The sequence below is a fragment of the Streptomyces noursei genome (genome assembly GCF_016917755.1).
Taxonomy (GTDB): domain Bacteria; phylum Actinomycetota; class Actinomycetes; order Streptomycetales; family Streptomycetaceae; genus Streptomyces; species Streptomyces yunnanensis.
Map to the genome: position 1 here is coordinate 9,696,680 of NZ_CP070326.1, position 17,997 is coordinate 9,714,676.

8 protein-coding genes are annotated in these 17,997 nt (G+C 68.2%); 2 read left to right on the forward strand and 6 right to left on the reverse strand.

Features of this window, described 5'->3' with window-relative positions; translation table 11 throughout:
• Window positions 1-3 precede the first annotated feature (3 nt).
• Window positions 4-10,830, reverse strand: coding sequence for a type I polyketide synthase (locus JNO44_RS42210; RefSeq protein ID WP_205369207.1), 10,827 nt, complete (start codon window positions 10,828-10,830; stop codon window positions 4-6).
• Window positions 10,831-11,035: 205 nt separating this feature from the next.
• Here JNO44_RS42210 and mpaM point away from each other — a divergent pair, with 205 nt between their 5' ends.
• Both mpaM and JNO44_RS42220 read left to right on the forward strand, forming a co-directional pair.
• Window positions 11,036-11,881, forward strand: coding sequence for a daptide-type RiPP biosynthesis methyltransferase (gene mpaM / locus JNO44_RS42215; RefSeq protein WP_205369208.1), 846 nt, complete (start codon window positions 11,036-11,038; stop codon window positions 11,879-11,881).
• Window positions 11,882-11,950: 69 nt separating this feature from the next.
• The gene (locus JNO44_RS42220) at window positions 11,951-13,384 is read left to right on the forward strand and encodes an aldehyde dehydrogenase (protein WP_205369209.1); all 1,434 of its coding nucleotides are present in this window, start codon (window positions 11,951-11,953) and stop codon (window positions 13,382-13,384) included.
• Window positions 13,385-13,587: 203 nt separating this feature from the next.
• Here JNO44_RS42220 and JNO44_RS42225 read toward each other — a convergent pair whose 3' ends face one another.
• Genes JNO44_RS42225 through JNO44_RS42245 form a run of 5 tightly spaced genes read right to left on the reverse strand, consistent with a single transcriptional unit; the run spans window position 13,588 to window position 17,932 of the window.
• Window positions 13,588-14,700, reverse strand: a complete 1,113-nt coding sequence (locus tag JNO44_RS42225; protein ID WP_205369210.1) for a 2-oxo acid dehydrogenase subunit E2 — start codon at window positions 14,698-14,700, stop codon at window positions 13,588-13,590.
• Window positions 14,693-15,691 carry an alpha-ketoacid dehydrogenase subunit beta gene (locus JNO44_RS42230; RefSeq protein ID WP_205369211.1) on the reverse strand — a complete coding sequence of 333 codons (999 nt, stop codon included), beginning with the start codon at window positions 15,689-15,691 and terminating at the stop codon, window positions 14,693-14,695. Before JNO44_RS42230 ends, JNO44_RS42225 begins: the two co-directional genes overlap by 8 nt.
• Complete coding sequence (locus tag JNO44_RS42235) at window positions 15,688-16,620, reverse strand: thiamine pyrophosphate-dependent dehydrogenase E1 component subunit alpha (RefSeq protein WP_240167907.1); 933 nt, start codon at window positions 16,618-16,620, stop codon at window positions 15,688-15,690. The genes JNO44_RS42230 and JNO44_RS42235 overlap by 4 nt, the downstream gene beginning before the upstream one ends.
• Entirely contained in the window at window positions 16,617-16,883 is a 267-nt protein-coding gene (locus JNO44_RS42240; RefSeq protein WP_205369212.1) for a phosphopantetheine-binding protein, read from the reverse strand. The genes JNO44_RS42235 and JNO44_RS42240 overlap by 4 nt, the downstream gene beginning before the upstream one ends.
• A complete protein-coding gene (locus JNO44_RS42245; protein ID WP_205371423.1) occupies window positions 16,880-17,932 on the reverse strand; it encodes a 3-oxoacyl-ACP synthase III family protein in 1,053 nt (350 codons plus the stop codon). The genes JNO44_RS42240 and JNO44_RS42245 overlap by 4 nt, the downstream gene beginning before the upstream one ends.
• Window positions 17,933-17,997: the final 65 nt, after the last annotated feature.

Genomic DNA, 17,997 nt, shown 5'->3' on the forward strand with positions numbered 1-17,997 from the left:
GGATCAACTCCCTTCGGTCGCGGAGGCAGTGTGCGACGCGATCTCAGTGGCGCGTCCCAATTGCCGATCGATGAATTCCAGGACGCCCGCCACGCTGGACTCCCGGATGAGGTCGGCGACCTCAACAGACGCCTCCGCCCGGTCGTTTTGGTCGACGGGCGGGCGGGGGGCCCGGCTGAGCGCGGTGGGCGCCGCAGCCACGACGGGTTCGGGTTCCGCGGGGGCCATCCGGTCCCTCAGGTAGCCGGCCACCGCGGCTGGTGTTGGATGGTCGAAGACGAGCGTGGCGGGAAGCTCCAGGCCCGTGCTGCCGGCGAACCGGTTGCGCAGCTCGACGGCGGTCAGCGAATCAAAGCCGAGTTCGCTGAAGGCGCGGTCGGGTTCAGGGCCGGGATGCGTCGTGGCGTAGCCGAGCACCATCCCCACGATCGATCGGACGTGATCGAGCAGCAGCGCCTCGCGTTCGGCGCTGGTCTCCAACGAAGCCAGGCGGCGCGGCAGGCTCAGGACGCCACTCGTGTCGCCAGTCCGCCGGCGTACGGCGGGCGTCAATTGTCGGAAGATTTCCGGCAATTGGCCCGCTTCGGCCAGCGACGCCAGTGCCCTCGGTACCAGCTCGACGGGAGCCAGGTGTGGTGTGGACGCGCCGAGCGCGGCGTCGAAGCGGGCGAGCGCGTCGGAGGTCTCGGCGGGCCGCAGCCCGGTCCGGCTCAGCCGGGCGAGGTCGTCGTCGCCCAGCCGCTCGGCCATGCCTTCGCCAGCCCATACGCCCCATGCAAGGGACACGGCGGGCAGCCCGGCGGCGTGCCGTCGCTGGCTCAACGCGTCGAGGAAGGCGTTCGCCGCCGCGTAAGCGCCCTGGCCAGGATTTCCGGCGATCGCCGCGAAGGAGGAGAACAGGACGAAGCTCTCCAGCGGCAGGCCCTCAGTGAGGCGGTGCAGGTGCCACGCTGCGTCGGCCTTGGCCCGAAGCACCCGGTCAAGCTGCTCCGGCCGCAGCGACCCGACGGTGGCGTCCTCGACGACTCCGGCCGCGTGGATGACGGCGGTCAGCGGTCGCTCGTCGGGTATCTGGCGCAGCAGAGCGGCCAGGGCATCCGGGTCCGCAACGTCGCAGGCAGCGACATCCACTTGGGCGCCGAGTTCGGAGAGGTCACGGACCAGTTCTTCCGCGCCCGGAGCCGCCGGCCCTCGGCGGCTCACAAGCAACAGGTGGCGTGCCCCGTGTTCGCTCACCAGATGCCGGGCGAGGAGTACGCCGAGGGCACCGGTGCCGCCGGTGATCAGGACGGTGCCGTCGGAGGTGATCCGCTGCCGGCCGTTTCCCGAGGAGTCCGGGCGCACGAGGCGGGGTACACGCACCCGGCCGTCGCGGAGCACCATCTGCGGACGGCCCGTGGCGAGCGCGGCGGGCACCGCGTCCAGCGAGCCCTCGTCGGTATCCACCAGGACGAGGCGGCCAGGGTGTTCATTCTGGGCGGACCGGAGCAGCCCCCACACAGCTGCGGCCGCCAGGTCCTCGACGTCCTCCTCCGATGCGCCGGCGACGGCGCGCCGGGTGACCACCGCCATGCGGGTGTCCGACAGTCGGTCGTCGGCCAGCCAACGCGCGCACAGCTCGGCAGTGCGGCGGACGGTGGAGTGCATCGGGGCGATCGGGTCTTCGACTGTGGTGCCCGGGGACACGCACGAGACCATCAGTATCCCCGAGTTCGGGGCGTCATCCAGCGACGCGCTCCGTGCAACAGGCCCGTCGGCACGTTCGGCGAGTGAGAGGGGGTCGTCGCCGAGCACGGTGTACCCGGAATCGGAACCGCCCCTACCGTTCGCCGGCTCGGCCAATTGCCAGTCAAGCAGCAGGCCGGTGGTACCGGCCCGGGTAAGCCGCCTCAGTCGTTCGGCAGGCACCTCCGCCAGCGACAACGACGCTATGGAGGCGACCGGTTCACCCTGTTCGTCGGCGATCTCCAAGGAGATCTCGTCACCACCCGTGGTGAGCCTCACCCGCAGGCTCGTCGCCCCGGCGGACCAGAGCCGGGCCCCGGACCACGAGTAGGGCAGCCGCAGGTTTTCCTCCGCACCGCCCGCGGTCGCGTCCGCGAGCACGTGCAGTGCCGCGTCGAGTGCCGCAGGATGCACGCCGAAGACAGCCGGGCGGTCGCGCTCCTCGGTCGCGGTCACCTCGACGTAGTACGCGTCGTCGAGCTGCCACGCGGCACGCAGTCCGCGGAAGGCCGGCCCGTATTCGTAACCCCGGTCGGCAAGCCGCTCGTACAGGCCAGTCAGGTCGACGGGGGCCGCGTCGACGGGCGGCCAGGTCTCCGTCGCGTGGAAAGCCGGCTGCGGCAGCGGGGCGAGCGTGCCCGTGGCGTGCTGGGTCCACTCACCCTCGCGGCTGCTGGAGTGAACCGCGACCGCGCGCGCCCCGTTGTCCTGAGACGGCCCCACGGTGACGCGCAGCCGGACGGCTGCTCGTTCCGGCAGCGGCAGCGGCTCCTCAAGGAGCAAGGCGTCTACAGAAGGGCAGCCGACGCGGTCGCCAGCGCAGAGGGCGAGGTCCAGCAGGGCGGAGGCCGGGACGAGGGCCGTGCCGGCGACCGAGTGGTCGGCGAGCCACGGGTGGGTGTCGAGGGACACCAGGCCGGTCAGCACCGTTCTGCCCTCGTCGGAGAGGTCGAGTGCGGCGGTCAGCAGCGGATGGTCGACGGTGTCGAGCCCCAGGGCGCCAGCCCCGATGGCCGGGGCAGGCGCGTCCAGCCAGTGGCGGGTGCGCTGGAAGGGGTACGTCGGCAGAGGGACGACGCGGGCCCCGGGGAACACCTTGTCCCAGTTCAACTCTCGGCCGCCTAGTGCGGCTTCGGACAGAGCCGTTGCCACGGTCCGGTGCTCCGGTTTATCGCGCCGCAGCGCCGCTGCAGCCGCTATCTGGTCCTCCGGACTGGTGAGGACGTTTTGCACCATGGCGCTGAGGGCGCTGTCGGGGCCGAGTTCGAGGAAGGTCCGGGTCCCGTTGTCGTACAGCCACTGGATCCCGTCGGCGAACCGCACCGCCTCCCGGATGTGCCGCGCCCAATACCCCGCCGAACACATTTCCGCCGCCGTCGCCACCTCACCGGTGACATTCGACACCACAGGAATCACCGGCTCCCGCAACGTCAACCCGGCAACAATTCCCTCGAACTCCGCCAACACCGCATCCATGTGGCACGAATGAAACGCATGACTGACCGCCAGACGACGCGTCCGCCGCCCCCGCTCAGCGAAAACCGCAGCCAACTCCCCCGCTGCCACCACATCACCCGAAACCACCACCGCCCGGGGACCATTGACCGCCGCCACACCCAACCGACCCCACGCACCCTCCACCAAAACCCCGCGGACTTCCTCCTCACTCGCCTCCACAGCGAACATCGCACCCGGCTCGTCCACCGACCCCATCAACCGCCCACGATGCCCCACCAACACACAGGCATCCGCCAGCGACAACACCCCCGCCACATGCGCCGCAACCACCTCACCGATGGAATGCCCCAACACAAAATCAGGACGCACACCCCCATGCTCCATCAGCCGGAAAAGCGCCACCTCCAAAGCGAACAACGCCGCCTGCGTATAACGCGTCCGCCCCAACAACTCGGCCTCGGAAGAACCCGGCTCCGCAAACACCACCGCACGCAACGAACAGCCCAACTGCCCGTCCAACAAACCGCACACCTCATCAAAAGCCTCCGCAAAAACCGGCGAAGACTCATACAACTCCCGCCCCATCCCCAACCGCTGACTCCCCTGCCCACTGAACACAAAAGCAAGCTTGGCGGCAGGGTCGGCGGTGCCGCGCACCGTACCGGTCGGCTGTTGCTCGCCGTCTGCGAGGGCAGCCAGGCCACGTCGGAAGTCGGCCAGGTCCCGGCCCACGGCTGCGACGCGCAGGTCAAGTGCGGTGCGCGTGGTGGCGAGGGAGTATCCGATGTCGGCCGGGTTGGCTTCCGGGTGGGTGTCGAGATGGGTGAGGAGGCGGGCGGCCTGGGCACGCAAAGCCGCCTCCGAACGCGCGGACAACAACCAGGGAAACTCACCCACCAGGCCAGCCCGCTCCGGCTCCGCCACGCCCCCGACCAGCTCCTCCGACGGCGCCTGTTCAAGGATCACATGCGCATTCGTCCCGCTGATCCCGAACGCGGACACCCCCACCCGCCGCGGCCCACCCGTCTCAGGCCACGCCACCCCCTCCTGCAACACCCGCACCGCACCCGACGACCAATCCACATGCTCAGACACCTCATCCACATGCAAAGAAGCCGGCAACCACCCCCGCTCCATCGCCATCACCATCTTGATCACACCCGCCACCCCCGCAGCGGCCTGCGTATGCCCAAGATTCGACTTCACCGACCCCAACCACAACGGCCGCTCACGATCCCGCCCATACGTCGCCAACAACGCCTGCGCCTCAACCGGATCACCCAACGCCGTCCCCGTACCATGCGCCTCCACCGCATCGACCTCACCCGCCGACACCCCAGCAGACGCCAACGCCAAACGCACCACCCGCTCCTGCGACGGACCATTCGGAGCAGTCAAACCATTACTCGCACCATCCTGATTCACCGCAGAACCACGCAACAACGCCAACACCCGATGCCCCCGCCGCCGCGCATCAGAAAGACGCTCCAAAAGCACCAACCCCACACCCTCAGACCACCCCGTACCATCCGCCCCCCGCGCAAACGCCTTACAACGACCATCAGGCGCCAAACCCCGCTGCCGACTAAACTCCACAAAAGTATTCGGCGTCGACATCACCGTCACACCACCCGCCAACGCCAGCGAACACTCACCCCCACGCAACGCCCCCGCCGCCAAATGCAACGACACCAACGACGAAGAACACGCCGTATCCACCGTCACCGCCGGCCCCTCAAAACCAAACGAATAAGCCAAACGCCCCGACGCCACACTCCCCGCACTACCCGTCCCCATATACCCCTCATACGCCGCCGGAACAGGACGCAACCGCGACGCATAATCGTTGTACATCACCCCAACAAAAACACCCGTATCCGAACCCCGCACACCCCCCACATCAATACCCGCACCCTCAAACGCCTCCCACGCCACCTCCAACAACAACCGCTGCTGCGGATCAATCGCCGCCGCCTCACGCGGACTCACACCAAAAAACCCGGCATCAAACTCATCCGCATCATGCAAAAACCCACCATGACGCACATACGACGTCCCCACACAATCCGGATCCGCATCAAACAACCCCCCCAAATCCCACCCCCTATTCACAGGAAACCCCGACACCGCATCACCACCACCCACAACAAAACGCCACAAATCCTCCGGCCCCGCAATCCCACCCGGGAACCGACACGCCATCCCCACCACCGCAATCGGCTCCGCAGCATCGACGACGCCGGTGCGACCGGTCTCAGGGGTGGCTGTTGACTCCTCGTCAGCGAAGAGCGTCGCGTGGAGGAACGCACCGAGTGCGGAAGGCGTGGGGTGGTCGAAGACCAAGGTCGCAGGCAGCTTCAGCCCGGTGGCGGTGTTCAGCCGGTTGCGCAGTTCGACCGCGGTCAGCGAATCGAAACCGGCGTCACGGAAGGTGCGGTCGGCCGCCACGCTCTCCAGCGTCTCGTGGCCGAGGACCTCGGCGACCCGCGAACGCACCAGGGCAAGCAGTTCCCGCCTCCGCTGCTCGGGATCCAGCGCGCGCAGTCGATCGGCGAGTTGCGGAACGCGTGCCGTCCCGCCGCCTGCGTCGGCCCGTGCTCCGCCGGCCAGTTGGCGTAGGAGCGGCGGGACGGCCTCGGCTGCGGCGCGTATCCGGGCGACGTCGAACCGCGCGGTGATCAGCAGCGGCTCCACGGTGGCGCGGGCCGCGTCGAACAGCGCCGTGCCCTGGTGGTCGGAGAGTGCCGGCAGCCCGCTGCGCTCCAACCGGGCGAGGTCGGCAGCGCCGAGGTTTCCCGTCAGCCCGCTGGATCGGCTCCACAAGCCCCAGGCCATTGAAGTGGCCGGTAGCCCGCGGGCCCTGCGGTGCTGCGCCAGGGCATCGAGGAATGCGTTGCCGGCCGCGTAGTTCGCCTGGCCCGCGTTGCCGATCACTCCGGCGAGCGAGGAAAACAGGATGAACTCCTTGACGTCCAGCTCCGCCGTGAGGCGGTGGAGGTTCCAGGCGGCGTCCATCTTCGGGCGCAGTACGCGCCGCAGCCGTTCCGCGTCGAGCCCGGAGACGACAGTGTCATCGACCACGCCAGCGGTGTGGATAACGGCGCTGATCGGCCGGTCCGCGGAGACCGAGGCCAACAGACCGGCGAGCGCGTCACGGTCCGCCACGTCGCAGGCGACAATGTGCGCCGTCGCACCGCACTCGGCCAGCTCGCGGACTAGTTCCGCGGCGCCCGGCGCGTCGTCTCCCCGCCGGCCGACCAGCAGCAGGTGTCGCACGCCGTGTGCGGTGGCCAGATGTCGGGCCACCAGGGCGCCGAGGGCGCCCGTACCACCGGTGATGAGCACAGTGCCGTCGCGATCGAAGGCGGCCGGGCCGGCCGTCGTTGCGGCGGTGTCCGCAGCAGCTCCTCGGTGGGGGGCCATCCGTGCCAACCGCGGTACGTACACGGATCCGCCGCGCAGGGCGAGTTGGGGCTCGCCGAGCGCCAGGGCTGCCGCGATCCGCTGTCGAGATGCCGTGTCCGCATCGGTGTCGAGCAGGACCAGGCGGTCGGGATGCTCGTTCTGCGCACTGCGTACCAGTCCCCACACCGGCGCCTGGGCGAGCCCGTCCACCCGATCGCCGTCCCGCACCGCCAGGGCGTCCTCGGTGAGCAGCACGAGGCGGGCCGCCGCCAATCCGTCGGCGATCAGCCACTCGCGCACCCGGTCCAGGGCGAGTTCGGCCACGGCGCGACCGTCCTCGGCGGCGGCCCCCTCGCCGACCTCGGATCGTGCACCGCACGTGGCGAGCACCCAGCTGGGGGTGGGCAGGCCGGCGTCCACCGCCTGCGTCAGGGCACGCAGGTCGGCGTAGGTGCGAGCGCCGGGGATGCCGAGATCGTCGGTGCCGAGGACGGCGATGGGGGCGGCGTCCCCAGGTTCGCCGGCCGGACCGGATTCGGGCAGCCGCGACCAGTCGACGCGGTACAGCGGCGGTACGGGGGAACCGGCTTGTGCGGCGGACAGCGCCATGTTGCGCAGCGTCAGGGCTTCCACCGCGGCCACCGGGGCCCCGGTGGAGTCAGTGATGAGCAGAGAGAGGGTGGCGTCGTCGGCGAACTTCAGGCGCGCGTGCGCCGGCCGCCCCGCCGTGGGGAACAGTCGCACTCCCGCCCAGTGGAAGGGGACGCTCACCCGGTCGTCGGCCAGCGCTCCCTCCTTCAGGGCGACTGCATGCAGGGCGGCGTCGAGCAGTGCGGGATCGACAGCGAACCCTGCCCCCGTCTCCCCGTCCTCGCCACCGCCGCCGGCGGCGAGGTCGACGTAGAGTTCGTCTCCCAGTCGCCAGGCCGCGCGCACGCCCCGGAAGGCTGGACCATAGTGGTAGCCAATGTCCTCCAGCCGGTCGTAGAGGGCATCGGTCTCCAGGCTCTGCGCGCCGTGCGGCAGCCACGACCCGGTGCGGGCGGTCGGCACAGCAGCGGGCGAGGGAGCGAGGCTGCCGCGGGCGTGGCAGGTCCACTCCTCGCCGAGGTCCGTTTCCTGGGAGTCACCGAGGTACCTGGAGTGGATGCTGACCGGTAGGTTCCCGTCGTCGTCCAGCCGTCCGACGGAAATCTGCAGGTCGGCTCCCGGGCCGGGCACGAGGGGCAGCGGAGCTTCGATGGTCAGGTCGGCGACGGTTCCATAGCCGACCTGCTCGCCGGCGTAGGCGGCGAGCTCGACAAAGGAGGTGCCGGGCAGCAGCACGGTCCCGTCGATGGCGTGGTCAGCGATCCACGGCTGGTCATTGAGCGAGATCCGGCCGGTCAACAGCAGCCCGTCGTCATTGGCCACGCGGACCGAGGCGAGGAGCACCGGGTGCTCGACCGGCAGCAGGCCGGACTGCCTGCCCACCGCACCAGGGGCGGGGTCGAGCCAGTAGCGCCGGCGCTGGAACGCGTAAGTCGGGAGCTCGATGCGATGCGCGCGGGATGCGGAGAAGAGCGCCTGCCAGTCGACCACCGCACCGCGTACGTGCAGCGCTCCCAGTGCGCGGGCCGCGGTGGCGCCGTCGTCCCCCTGGCGGCGCAGAAGGGACAGGAGTTGTACATCTGACCGCTCGGCCAGGCATATCTGGCCTGTGGCGCTGAGGGCGCTGTCGGGGCCGAGTTCGAGGAAGGTCCGGGTCCCGTTGTCGTACAGCCACTGGATCCCGTCGGCGAACCGCACCGCCTCCCGGATGTGCCGCGCCCAATACCCCGCCGAACACATTTCCGCCGCCGTCGCCACCTCACCGGTGACATTCGACACCACAGGAATCACCGGCTCCCGCAACGTCAACCCGGCAACAATTCCCTCGAACTCCGCCAACACCGCATCCATGTGGCACGAATGAAACGCATGACTGACCGCCAGACGACGCGTCCGCCGCCCCCGCTCAGCGAAAACCGCAGCCAACTCCCCCGCTGCCACCACATCACCCGAAACCACCACCGCCCGGGGACCATTGACCGCCGCCACACCCAACCGACCCCACGCACCCTCCACCAAAACCCCGCGGACTTCCTCCTCACTCGCCTCCACAGCGAACATCGCACCCGGCTCGTCCACCGACCCCATCAACCGCCCACGATGCCCCACCAACACACAGGCATCCGCCAGCGACAACACCCCCGCCACATGCGCCGCAACCACCTCACCGATGGAATGCCCCAACACAAAATCAGGACGCACACCCCCATGCTCCATCAGCCGGAAAAGCGCCACCTCCAAAGCGAACAACGCCGCCTGCGTATAACGCGTCCGCCCCAACAACTCGGCCTCGGAAGAACCCGGCTCCGCAAACACCACCGCACGCAACGAACAGCCCAACTGCCCGTCCAACAAACCGCACACCTCATCAAAAGCCTCCGCAAAAACCGGCGAAGACTCATACAACTCCCGCCCCATCCCCAACCGCTGACTCCCCTGCCCACTGAACACAAAAGCAAGCTTGCCCAGTTGGCTGGAGGTTCCGGTGAGCACGTCATCGCCGAACTGACCCGAGGCCAATTCCTGCAGCGTCTGTTCATATCCAGTGCGGTCGCCGGCAACGACGGCGGCCCGGTATTCCAGCGGAGTGCGCGTGGTGGCGAGAGAATAGGCCACATTGGCCGGGTTGGCTTCCGGATGGGTATCGAGGTGGATGAGGAGGCGGGCGGCCTGGGCACGCAAAGCCGCCTCCGAACGCGCGGACAACAACCAGGGAAACTCACCCACCAGGCCAGCCCGCTCCGGCTCCGCCACGCCCCCGACCAGCTCCTCCGACGGCGCCTGTTCAAGGATCACATGCGCATTCGTCCCGCTGATCCCGAACGCGGACACCCCCACCCGCCGCGGCCCACCCGTCTCAGGCCACGCCACCCCCTCCTGCAACACCCGCACCGCACCCGACGACCAATCCACATGCTCAGACACCTCATCCACATGCAAAGAAGCCGGCAACCACCCCCGCTCCATCGCCATCACCATCTTGATCACACCCGCCACCCCCGCAGCGGCCTGCGTATGCCCAAGATTCGACTTCACCGACCCCAACCACAACGGCCGCTCACGATCCCGCCCATACGTCGCCAACAACGCCTGCGCCTCAACCGGATCACCCAACGCCGTCCCCGTACCATGCGCCTCCACCGCATCGACCTCACCCGCCGACACCCCAGCAGACGCCAACGCCAAACGCACCACCCGCTCCTGCGACGGACCATTCGGAGCAGTCAAACCATTACTCGCACCATCCTGATTCACCGCAGAACCACGCAACAACGCCAACACCCGATGCCCCCGCCGCCGCGCATCAGAAAGACGCTCCAAAAGCACCAACCCCACACCCTCAGACCACCCCGTACCATCCGCCCCCCGCGCAAACGCCTTACAACGACCATCAGGCGCCAAACCCCGCTGCCGACTAAACTCCACAAAAGTATTCGGCGTCGACATCACCGTCACACCACCCGCCAACGCCAGCGAACACTCACCCCCACGCAACGCCCCCGCCGCCAAATGCAACGACACCAACGACGAAGAACACGCCGTATCCACCGTCACCGCCGGCCCCTCAAAACCAAACGAATAAGCCAAACGCCCCGACGCCACACTCCCCGCACTACCCGTCCCCATATACCCCTCATACGCCGCCGGAACAGGACGCAACCGCGACGCATAATCGTTGTACATCACCCCAACAAAAACACCCGTATCCGAACCCCGCACACCCCCCACATCAATACCCGCACCCTCAAACGCCTCCCACGCCACCTCCAACAACAACCGCTGCTGCGGATCAATCGCCGCCGCCTCACGCGGACTCACACCAAAAAACCCGGCATCAAACTCATCCGCATCATGCAAAAACCCACCATGACGCACATACGACGTCCCCACACAATCCGGATCCGCATCAAACAACCCCCCCAAATCCCACCCCCTATTCACAGGAAACCCCGACACCGCATCACCACCACCCACAACAAAACGCCACAAATCCTCCGGCCCCGCAATCCCACCCGGGAACCGACACGCCATCCCCACCACCGCAATCGGCTCCGCAGCCCGTGCTTCGAGCTCGGCCAGCTGCCGACGAGTCCGGTGCAACTCCCCGGTGGCGCGCTTCAGGTAGTCGCGGAGCTTCTGCTCGTTGTTCATCAGGCACTCTCTCCCCGCCGAATGGTGGTCGGACCAGACCGTCGAGCCTTATCCACGCCACTTAGGCACATCTTGGTGCCCGCTAAATCACGCGCTCGCGCCGCCACTCCCCGCCGCCGGTTAGCGCTCCGTTAGCCAGGCTTTAGACCGCTCCCCGAGCGTGTCCGGCGTTGGCCCCATTCGGTCTCACACGAAAGGCTCACCCATGACGGAGAGCGCACGGCCGCTGCTCGGACTCGCAGCGAAGATTGCTGATGCCTTCGGTCCGAAACTCCCCATCCACGACCTGTACGGGCCGGATGGCTCGCAGCTCTACGACAGGATGATGAGCAACGACCGGGCCGAGATCGACGACTTCCTCAGCATCGCCGGCCGCCACCGCGGCACGGTGCTGGAGCTCGCCTGCGGCAACGGACGCACGACGCTGCCCTTCCTCAAGGACGGCTACACCGTCGTCGGACTCGACTCGTCGCCCGACATGCTCGAACGGCTCGCCGACCGGCTGAAGGAGCCGGAATGGGCCGACTACGCGGACCAGTTGACCACGGTGCACAGCGACATGAGCGACTTCTCCCTAGGTCGTCGGTTCGACCTGGTGGTGCTCGGCATGGGCACCGTGTGGATGCTCGACGAGGAGCAGCGGGCCGGCCTGTTCCGATCCGTACGCGAGCACCTCAACGAGGGCGGCCGGTTCCTGCTGACTCTGCCGGAGCACCCCGATCTGCAGGACGGCACGAGCGCCGTGGAGCAGAAGCACGCGTTCGTCGCCCATGACGGAACGGCACCGACGTTCTGTTCGCTGATCGAGTACTTCGACCCCGACCAGAAACTGCGCCTGATGAGCATCCTCAGCCAGCGGATCGAGGACGGCGAGGTCACCCACAACGTGCTCTACGCGCACTGGAACCACCTGGTCTCCGCTACCGCCCTGGAGAAGGAGATCGAGCAGACGGGGATGCGCGTCATCGAGCGACGCGACGTCCAGGAGACCCGCGTCACCAAGGCTGTGGACACCAACCGGCACCGCTGGATGTTCGAAGTGGGCATCTGACCGGACCGCCACGCACCGTGGAGTGCGCGCCGCACCGACTTCGCAGGGCCGACGATCCAAGGAACGGACATGTTCGAGATCTCCGACCATCTCTATGTGAACGGCGGTCGGCGCGCCTCCGCCGGCGACGAGCGCATCGACGTCATCAATCCCGCCACCGAGAAGGTGCTGGGACACGCGGCCGACGGCACGCCCGAGGACGTCGATAGTGCGGTGGGGGCGGCGCACGCCGCCCTGCCGGAATGGGCCGGACGACCGGCCGCCGAGCGTGCCGCGCTCATCGACGCGCTGGCGGCCCTGGTCGATGCCCGGGCAGACCAGCTTGCCACCCTGATCACCGCTGAGAACGGCATGCCACTGGCCTTCTCCACCAGGTTCAATCCGCAGGCTCTGGCACACCAACTGCGGTATTACGCCGAGTTGGCCCGCACCACCCCCGTGGAGGAGCGTCGGCAGGGCCGAGGGAGCCCGATCGTGGTCCGCCGGGAGGCTGCCGGCGTCGCCGGGCTGGTCGTGCCGTGGAACTATCCGCTCGCTCTCATCGGCATGAAGCTCGGGCCGGCGCTGGCGGCCGGCTGCACCGTCGTCCTCAAGCCTGCCCCGGAGACACCGTTCGACGCCGTGGCGCTGGCTGAGCTGGCCACCGAGGCCGGCCTTCCCCCGGGGGTTCTCAACGTGGTGACTGGTGGTGCTGACACCGCCCGGGCCCTGGTGGCCCACCCACGTGTGGCGAAGGTGGCGTTCACCGGCTCTACGGCGGCAGGCCGGGACGTCGCCCGCGTCTGCGCGGAGCGGTTCGCCCCGGTCACCCTGGAACTCGGAGGCAAGTCGGCCGCCGTGATCCTGGACGACGCCGACGCCAGCGCCGTTTCCGCGGGGCTGGCCTTCCTGGGGTTCGCCAACGCCGGGCAGTCCTGCTACCTGAACTCCCGTGTGCTTGCCCCTCGACGGCGCTACGCCGAATTCGTCTCTGTCTTGCAAGGTGTCGCCGAAGGGCTCCGGCCGGGCGATCCCATGGCTCCGGACACCACGATGGGTCCGCTGATCTCCGCCCGGCAGCGCGACCGTGTCGAGGAACACGTCCGCGGCGCCCGGGCCCAAGGAGCGCGGCTGGTCACCGGCGGAGGTCGCCCGGTCGGCCTGGGTACCGGCTGGTTCTACGAACCGACCGTCCTCGCGGACGTCACCACGAGCCTGCGCATTGCCCAGGAGGAGGTCTTCGGGCCGGTCGTCCTGGTGTTGCCGTACGACGACGAGGAGCAGGCGGTCGCCCTCGCCAACGACAGCGGTTACGGCCTGGCCGGCAGCGTCTGGACGGCGGACGCCGAGCACGGCCTGCAGGTGGCCCGCCGGATCGAGACCGGAAGCATCGGCGTCAACGGCTGGGCCATGGACACCAGCGCGCCCTTCGGCGGACGCAAGAACAGCGGGCTCGGCTACGAAAACGGCCCCGAAGGACTCGACGCCTACGTGCGCCTGAAGTCCATCAACGTACCCGCCTGACGCGTCCCCTCCTGCCCGGCTGCTCGCCTCTCGCATCCTCTCATCGGTCCACGCCCCTCGATCGAGGCCCCGCGCGGATTGCCGCCAGCACCCAGCGAACCAGTCCCGCCAAGGCTGGTTCGCTGCGCGCTGTCGGCGGCCAACGGGAACCGGACACCAAGGTGCCGCCCGTCGCGTCGACGGGCGGCACCTTGGTGGTGCGCTCAGTGTGTCAGTCCCTCCGGGTGTTCCAGCGCTTCCTTGACGTCCTGCAGGAAATCGACGGCGTCCTTGCCGTTGATGACACGGTGGTCGTAGGCCAGACCGATGTTGACTGTCGGCCGGACCCGGGTCCCGCCGTTCGCATCGGGAACCACTTCGTCCCGAGTGCCGGACAGCGCCAGTGCACACACCTGGCCGGGGAAGATCATCGGTATGGCGTGCACGATGTCGGGGGCGTTGTGCAAGGTGACGCCGATGTTCGCCCCGGCCAGGTCGACTTCGCGAAACCGGCCGCGGATCGCGGTGCGCCGGAATCCGTTCAGCACGTCGACGAGTGCCGGGAAGGCGAGCTCGTCCGCGTCCTTGACCACGGGCACGTTCAGTCCCTTTCCGATGTCGACGGTCACCCCGACGTGGGGATGGTCGGCGAATCGGACAGTGCCCTCGTCCACCAGTTCGGCGAAGAACATCGGCCGCTTTCCGTGCAGCCGCGCAACGGCAGCCACGAGCAGTTCCGGCATCCCCAGGAGTTTCCCCAGTTCCCCGGTCTGGCGTCTGATCTCCTGCTGTGCCGGCCCCGTATCGACCGCGATGACGGTGTACGCGGCGGGAATGGTGGTGTGCGCGAGGGTGACGGTGCGGGCCACTGCCCGCTGCGCGAGCGGCAGTTCGTGCCGCGCGTCCGACTCGATCGGCGCGGCCTGTGCGGCCAGCCGTTCGACGTCCGCTCGCCGCACGACCTTCGTGTCCAGTTCCCGCAAACGGGCAGGGTCCAGGCCGAGTTCGTCGATCAGTTGCTGTGCGGGGGCGGTGATCAGGGGCCCGGCGTCCTCCGTCTGCGGACGAGCGGCAGGCCGGGACGGCGTCACCTCCCGCGGCGTCCCCGCCTCGACCACCCGGGCAATGACCTCGCCCGGGGCGCACTGTGCCCCGACGGGCACCAGCCAGCGCAGGACTCCTTCTGCCTCACACACCAGCTCTTCGACGGCCTTCGACGTCTCCACCTCGGCGACCGGGACATCCGGCTTCACCGGTGCTTCTTCGTCCACCAGCTGCGCCACCAGCACGTAGTGGGTGTCGTTGTTGTTGAGCTTGGGTACTCGGATGTCAGTCACGAAGCGTCTCCACGACGGTCCGGCAGATGGTGGTCTCCTGGAGCAGGACCTGCTCCTCCAGATGGCCCGCGGTGGGGATGATGCTGTCCTGCGAGTGGATCAAGGTGACGGGGTGGCGCAGCTCACCCCACAGTGCGCGGTGCACCAGCTGCGCCACTTCGTGTCCCCAGGTGCCGCCCGCTACGCTCTCCTCGGCCACGAAGACGCTGCCGGCGCCGCGCAGCACAGGCAGCAGAGCCTCGATGGGCAAAGGGTACAAGCGTGCAGGGATAAGGAGTTGGCAGGAAATCTCGTGCTCCAGCAGGAGCCGGCGAACGGCCCCGATGGCACGCTGAGACACGCCTCCGGGCGCGATCAGCACGCAGTCGCACTCGTCCGGCGTTTCGACGAAGACCCGCGCCACGTCAGGTGCAGGGAAGTCGTACTGAAGCAGGTCGTCCACCACGCCCTCGGTGTACATCTGCCGGCCGTAGAGGAGCTTGTCCTCAAAGAGCAGGGCCGGCACGGCCCGCCGCAGGATCGCGGGCAGTAGTGCCTGGTTGTCGTGGAACGGTGAGATCTCGTACAGCGACAGTCCCGGCACGCCGATGAAATGCTTCTGCGGCGACTGGCTGTGGGTGGGGCCGTACCCCCGGCCGCCACCAGAAGGGCAGCGCACCACCAAGGGCATCGGCACCCGCTTGCCGTACATGCTGACCGACTTGCTGGCGAAGTTCACGATCTGGTCGAAGGCGAGCGCGACGAAGTCGGCGAACATGATCTCGACGATCGCGCGGCTGCCGGCGAGCGCCAGCCCGCCCCCTACGCCGACGATGCCGCCTTCACTGAGTGGGGTCGACAGCACCCGGTCGGGGAACGTGCTGGACAGGCCCTTGGTGACCTTGAAGGCCCCACCGTAGGGATCGACGATGTCTTCGCCGAGCAGATACGCCTCGGGGTCTCGCTCCAGCACCGAGCGCAGTGCGAGGTTGAGGTTGTCGACTACTCTCATTGTTCCGTCCAGACGGCAGGCGGCAGGTCCTGTACTTCCGCAACAACTTCTTCGACGAGGGACCGGGCCCGCTCGTCCGCGTGCGCGAACCGCTCGGGAAAGGCCGTCGCGTAGCTGCGGTGCCAGTCGTGGGCCTCAGCGCGTTCGATGACGTCAGGGGGCCGGGTGTCGTCACCCTTGCTGTGCGGACCCACGCGGTGGGTGGCGAATTCGACCACCAGGGGGAGGCTCGCCTCGCGGGACCGCTGGATCATCGGGTCCAGCTCCGCGCGGATCTCACCGATGTCGGTTGACTCGGTGCGGTGGTGGTCTATGCCGAACGCCTTCACCCGATCGGCGATCGTGCCCGCCATCTGTGCTGTCGTCGGCGTTGATTGCGCGATGCCGTTGTGCTCGACCACCACGAGGAGGGGCAGACGCCACAGGGCCGCCATATTCAGCGCCTCATACACCGATCCCTCACCCCAGGTGCCGTCACCGATGTGGGCGCAGACAAGCCTGCCGGGTTCAGCGTGCTTCAGCCGGAGCGCCACTCCCACGGCCACCGGCAGGCTCTGCCCCTGGACGCCGGTGGAAAGGTAGCGGTCACGCAGGATGTGCTGGCTGCCGCCCACTCCGTTGCAGACCGCCCCCTCACGCCCCATGATCTCGGCAAGCAGGCCCCGGAGGTCCTGGTAGCGGGCGAGGTAGTGACCATGGCCGCGGTGGTTGCTGAAGACGAAATCTTCCAGGCCGATCAGGGTCCGCAGGGCGACCGGTACATACTCCTGCCCCAGGCAGGTGTGTGTAGTCCCGTTGAGCAGACCGGCCCCGAACAGTCGCAGCAGCTCCTCCTCGAAGCGGCGGATCATCAGGAGCAGCAGGAGGTCTTCGTCCGTGAGCGGGGTGCGCTCCTTCGCACGGTCCGCCGTGGCGACGGCGGAAGTCACCGCGTCACCTTCGACGGTCCGGCCCCGATAACCGCTGCGGCGACCTGGCGTGCCGACGGGGTCTGCAGGAACATCTCCAGGGGGACCTCGGAGCCGAACTCCGCCTCGATGGCGACCGCGACCTTGATGATCGACATGGAGTTCCCTGCGAGATCGGGTATTCGGTCGTCCAGTCCCGCACCGTCCACCTGCAGCACCTCCTGGAAGATGGCCAGCAGCCGCTTGCCCACCTCGTCCTCGTCCAGGGATCGGCGCGTAGTCATCGAACCTCCAGTTTGCTGGCGGGCTTCTCCACGGCGTATCCGGCTTTGATCCACTTGCTGGCCTCCACGCTGATGCCGATGGCCCGCTCCCCCGGAACCATGTCCGGCAATATCTGCTCCAGTTGGAAGAACGGGATGGCGTTCACCGTGTTACCGATCTCCTCCACCCGGCTGATCTCCTCGGCGCCCGGGACGTCCAGGTGGTCGAGCACACGGCGGGTCATGCGCCCGGACAGCTGGGGCGGAAGGATGTAGTCGAGTTCCTCCTTCTTCCAGTCCAGGTCGGCGAGCAGGTCGTGCAGCGCCTCGGCCGCCATTCCGGGTGCGGAGTTCTCGATGGCCTTGAAGTCCTCGGTCACCGGCTCGCCGGGGGTCTCCCGGTCGGCAAGCCCGTACCAGCGGACGATCTGGCCGGGCTCCCGCCCGCGGCCTTGCAGCCGGGTGAAGACACGGCGCAGTACGGGGGTGTCGGCGAGTGCACGAGTGGTGAGCACCGCCGCGCCCGCGCCATCACCGAACAGCATGACGTTCACCTGCATGTGGGGAGACATGTCGGCGAGGTTCATGCCGAGATCCAGATGCTTGGCGCAACTGTCCCCGCCGATCACCAACACGGTCTGGTGTCGCCCGGAGAGCATCATCTGGCAGGCGACATCCAGTGCCTGGACTGCTCCGGTGCACCCGGACTGAAGTTGATAGGTGGGCACGCCGTTGATGCCCAATCGGTCGGCGATCACGTTGACGGTGGCAGGCATCAGCATGTCGGGCGACGCGGAGGCCATCACCACCAGATCAATGTCCTCCACCGGCACGCCCGCCGTGTCCAGCGCCCTGCGCCCCGCCGCTTCGCCCAGATCGGCGAGCGTATGAAGCGTCCGCCCGGTGTCCAGGTCCATGGAAAAGTGCCGGCTCCGTGTCCCGACGAACGCGTCGATCCACTGCTCCCACACGGCGGGTAGTCGGAAGCGGCGGACGAGCGTCGCGTTGTCCACGGGGTCTCCGGGCAGCGCCGTGCCCACTGAGGCGATGTAAATGTCTGGCCGTTCCATCCCGGTCCTCTCCCCCGACAACAGGGTGTTCGGGGCTTGTCGACACCTACGGCCCAAGGGGCCTG

What these genes read in the sequence shown, in the direction of transcription:
- JNO44_RS42210 (WP_205369207.1), bottom strand. Translation starts at nt 10,830, where the DNA reads ATGAACAACGAGCAGAAGCTCCGCGACTACCTGAAGCGCGCCACCGGG.
- mpaM (WP_205369208.1), top strand. Translation starts at nt 11,036, where the DNA reads ATGACGGAGAGCGCACGGCCGCTGCTCGGACTCGCAGCGAAGATTGCT.
- JNO44_RS42220 (WP_205369209.1), top strand. Translation starts at nt 11,951, where the DNA reads ATGTTCGAGATCTCCGACCATCTCTATGTGAACGGCGGTCGGCGCGCC.
- JNO44_RS42230 (WP_205369211.1), bottom strand. Translation starts at nt 15,691, where the DNA reads ATGAGAGTAGTCGACAACCTCAACCTCGCACTGCGCTCGGTGCTGGAG.
- JNO44_RS42240 (WP_205369212.1), bottom strand. Translation starts at nt 16,883, where the DNA reads ATGACTACGCGCCGATCCCTGGACGAGGACGAGGTGGGCAAGCGGCTG.
- JNO44_RS42245 (WP_205371423.1), bottom strand. Translation starts at nt 17,932, where the DNA reads ATGGAACGGCCAGACATTTACATCGCCTCAGTGGGCACGGCGCTGCCC.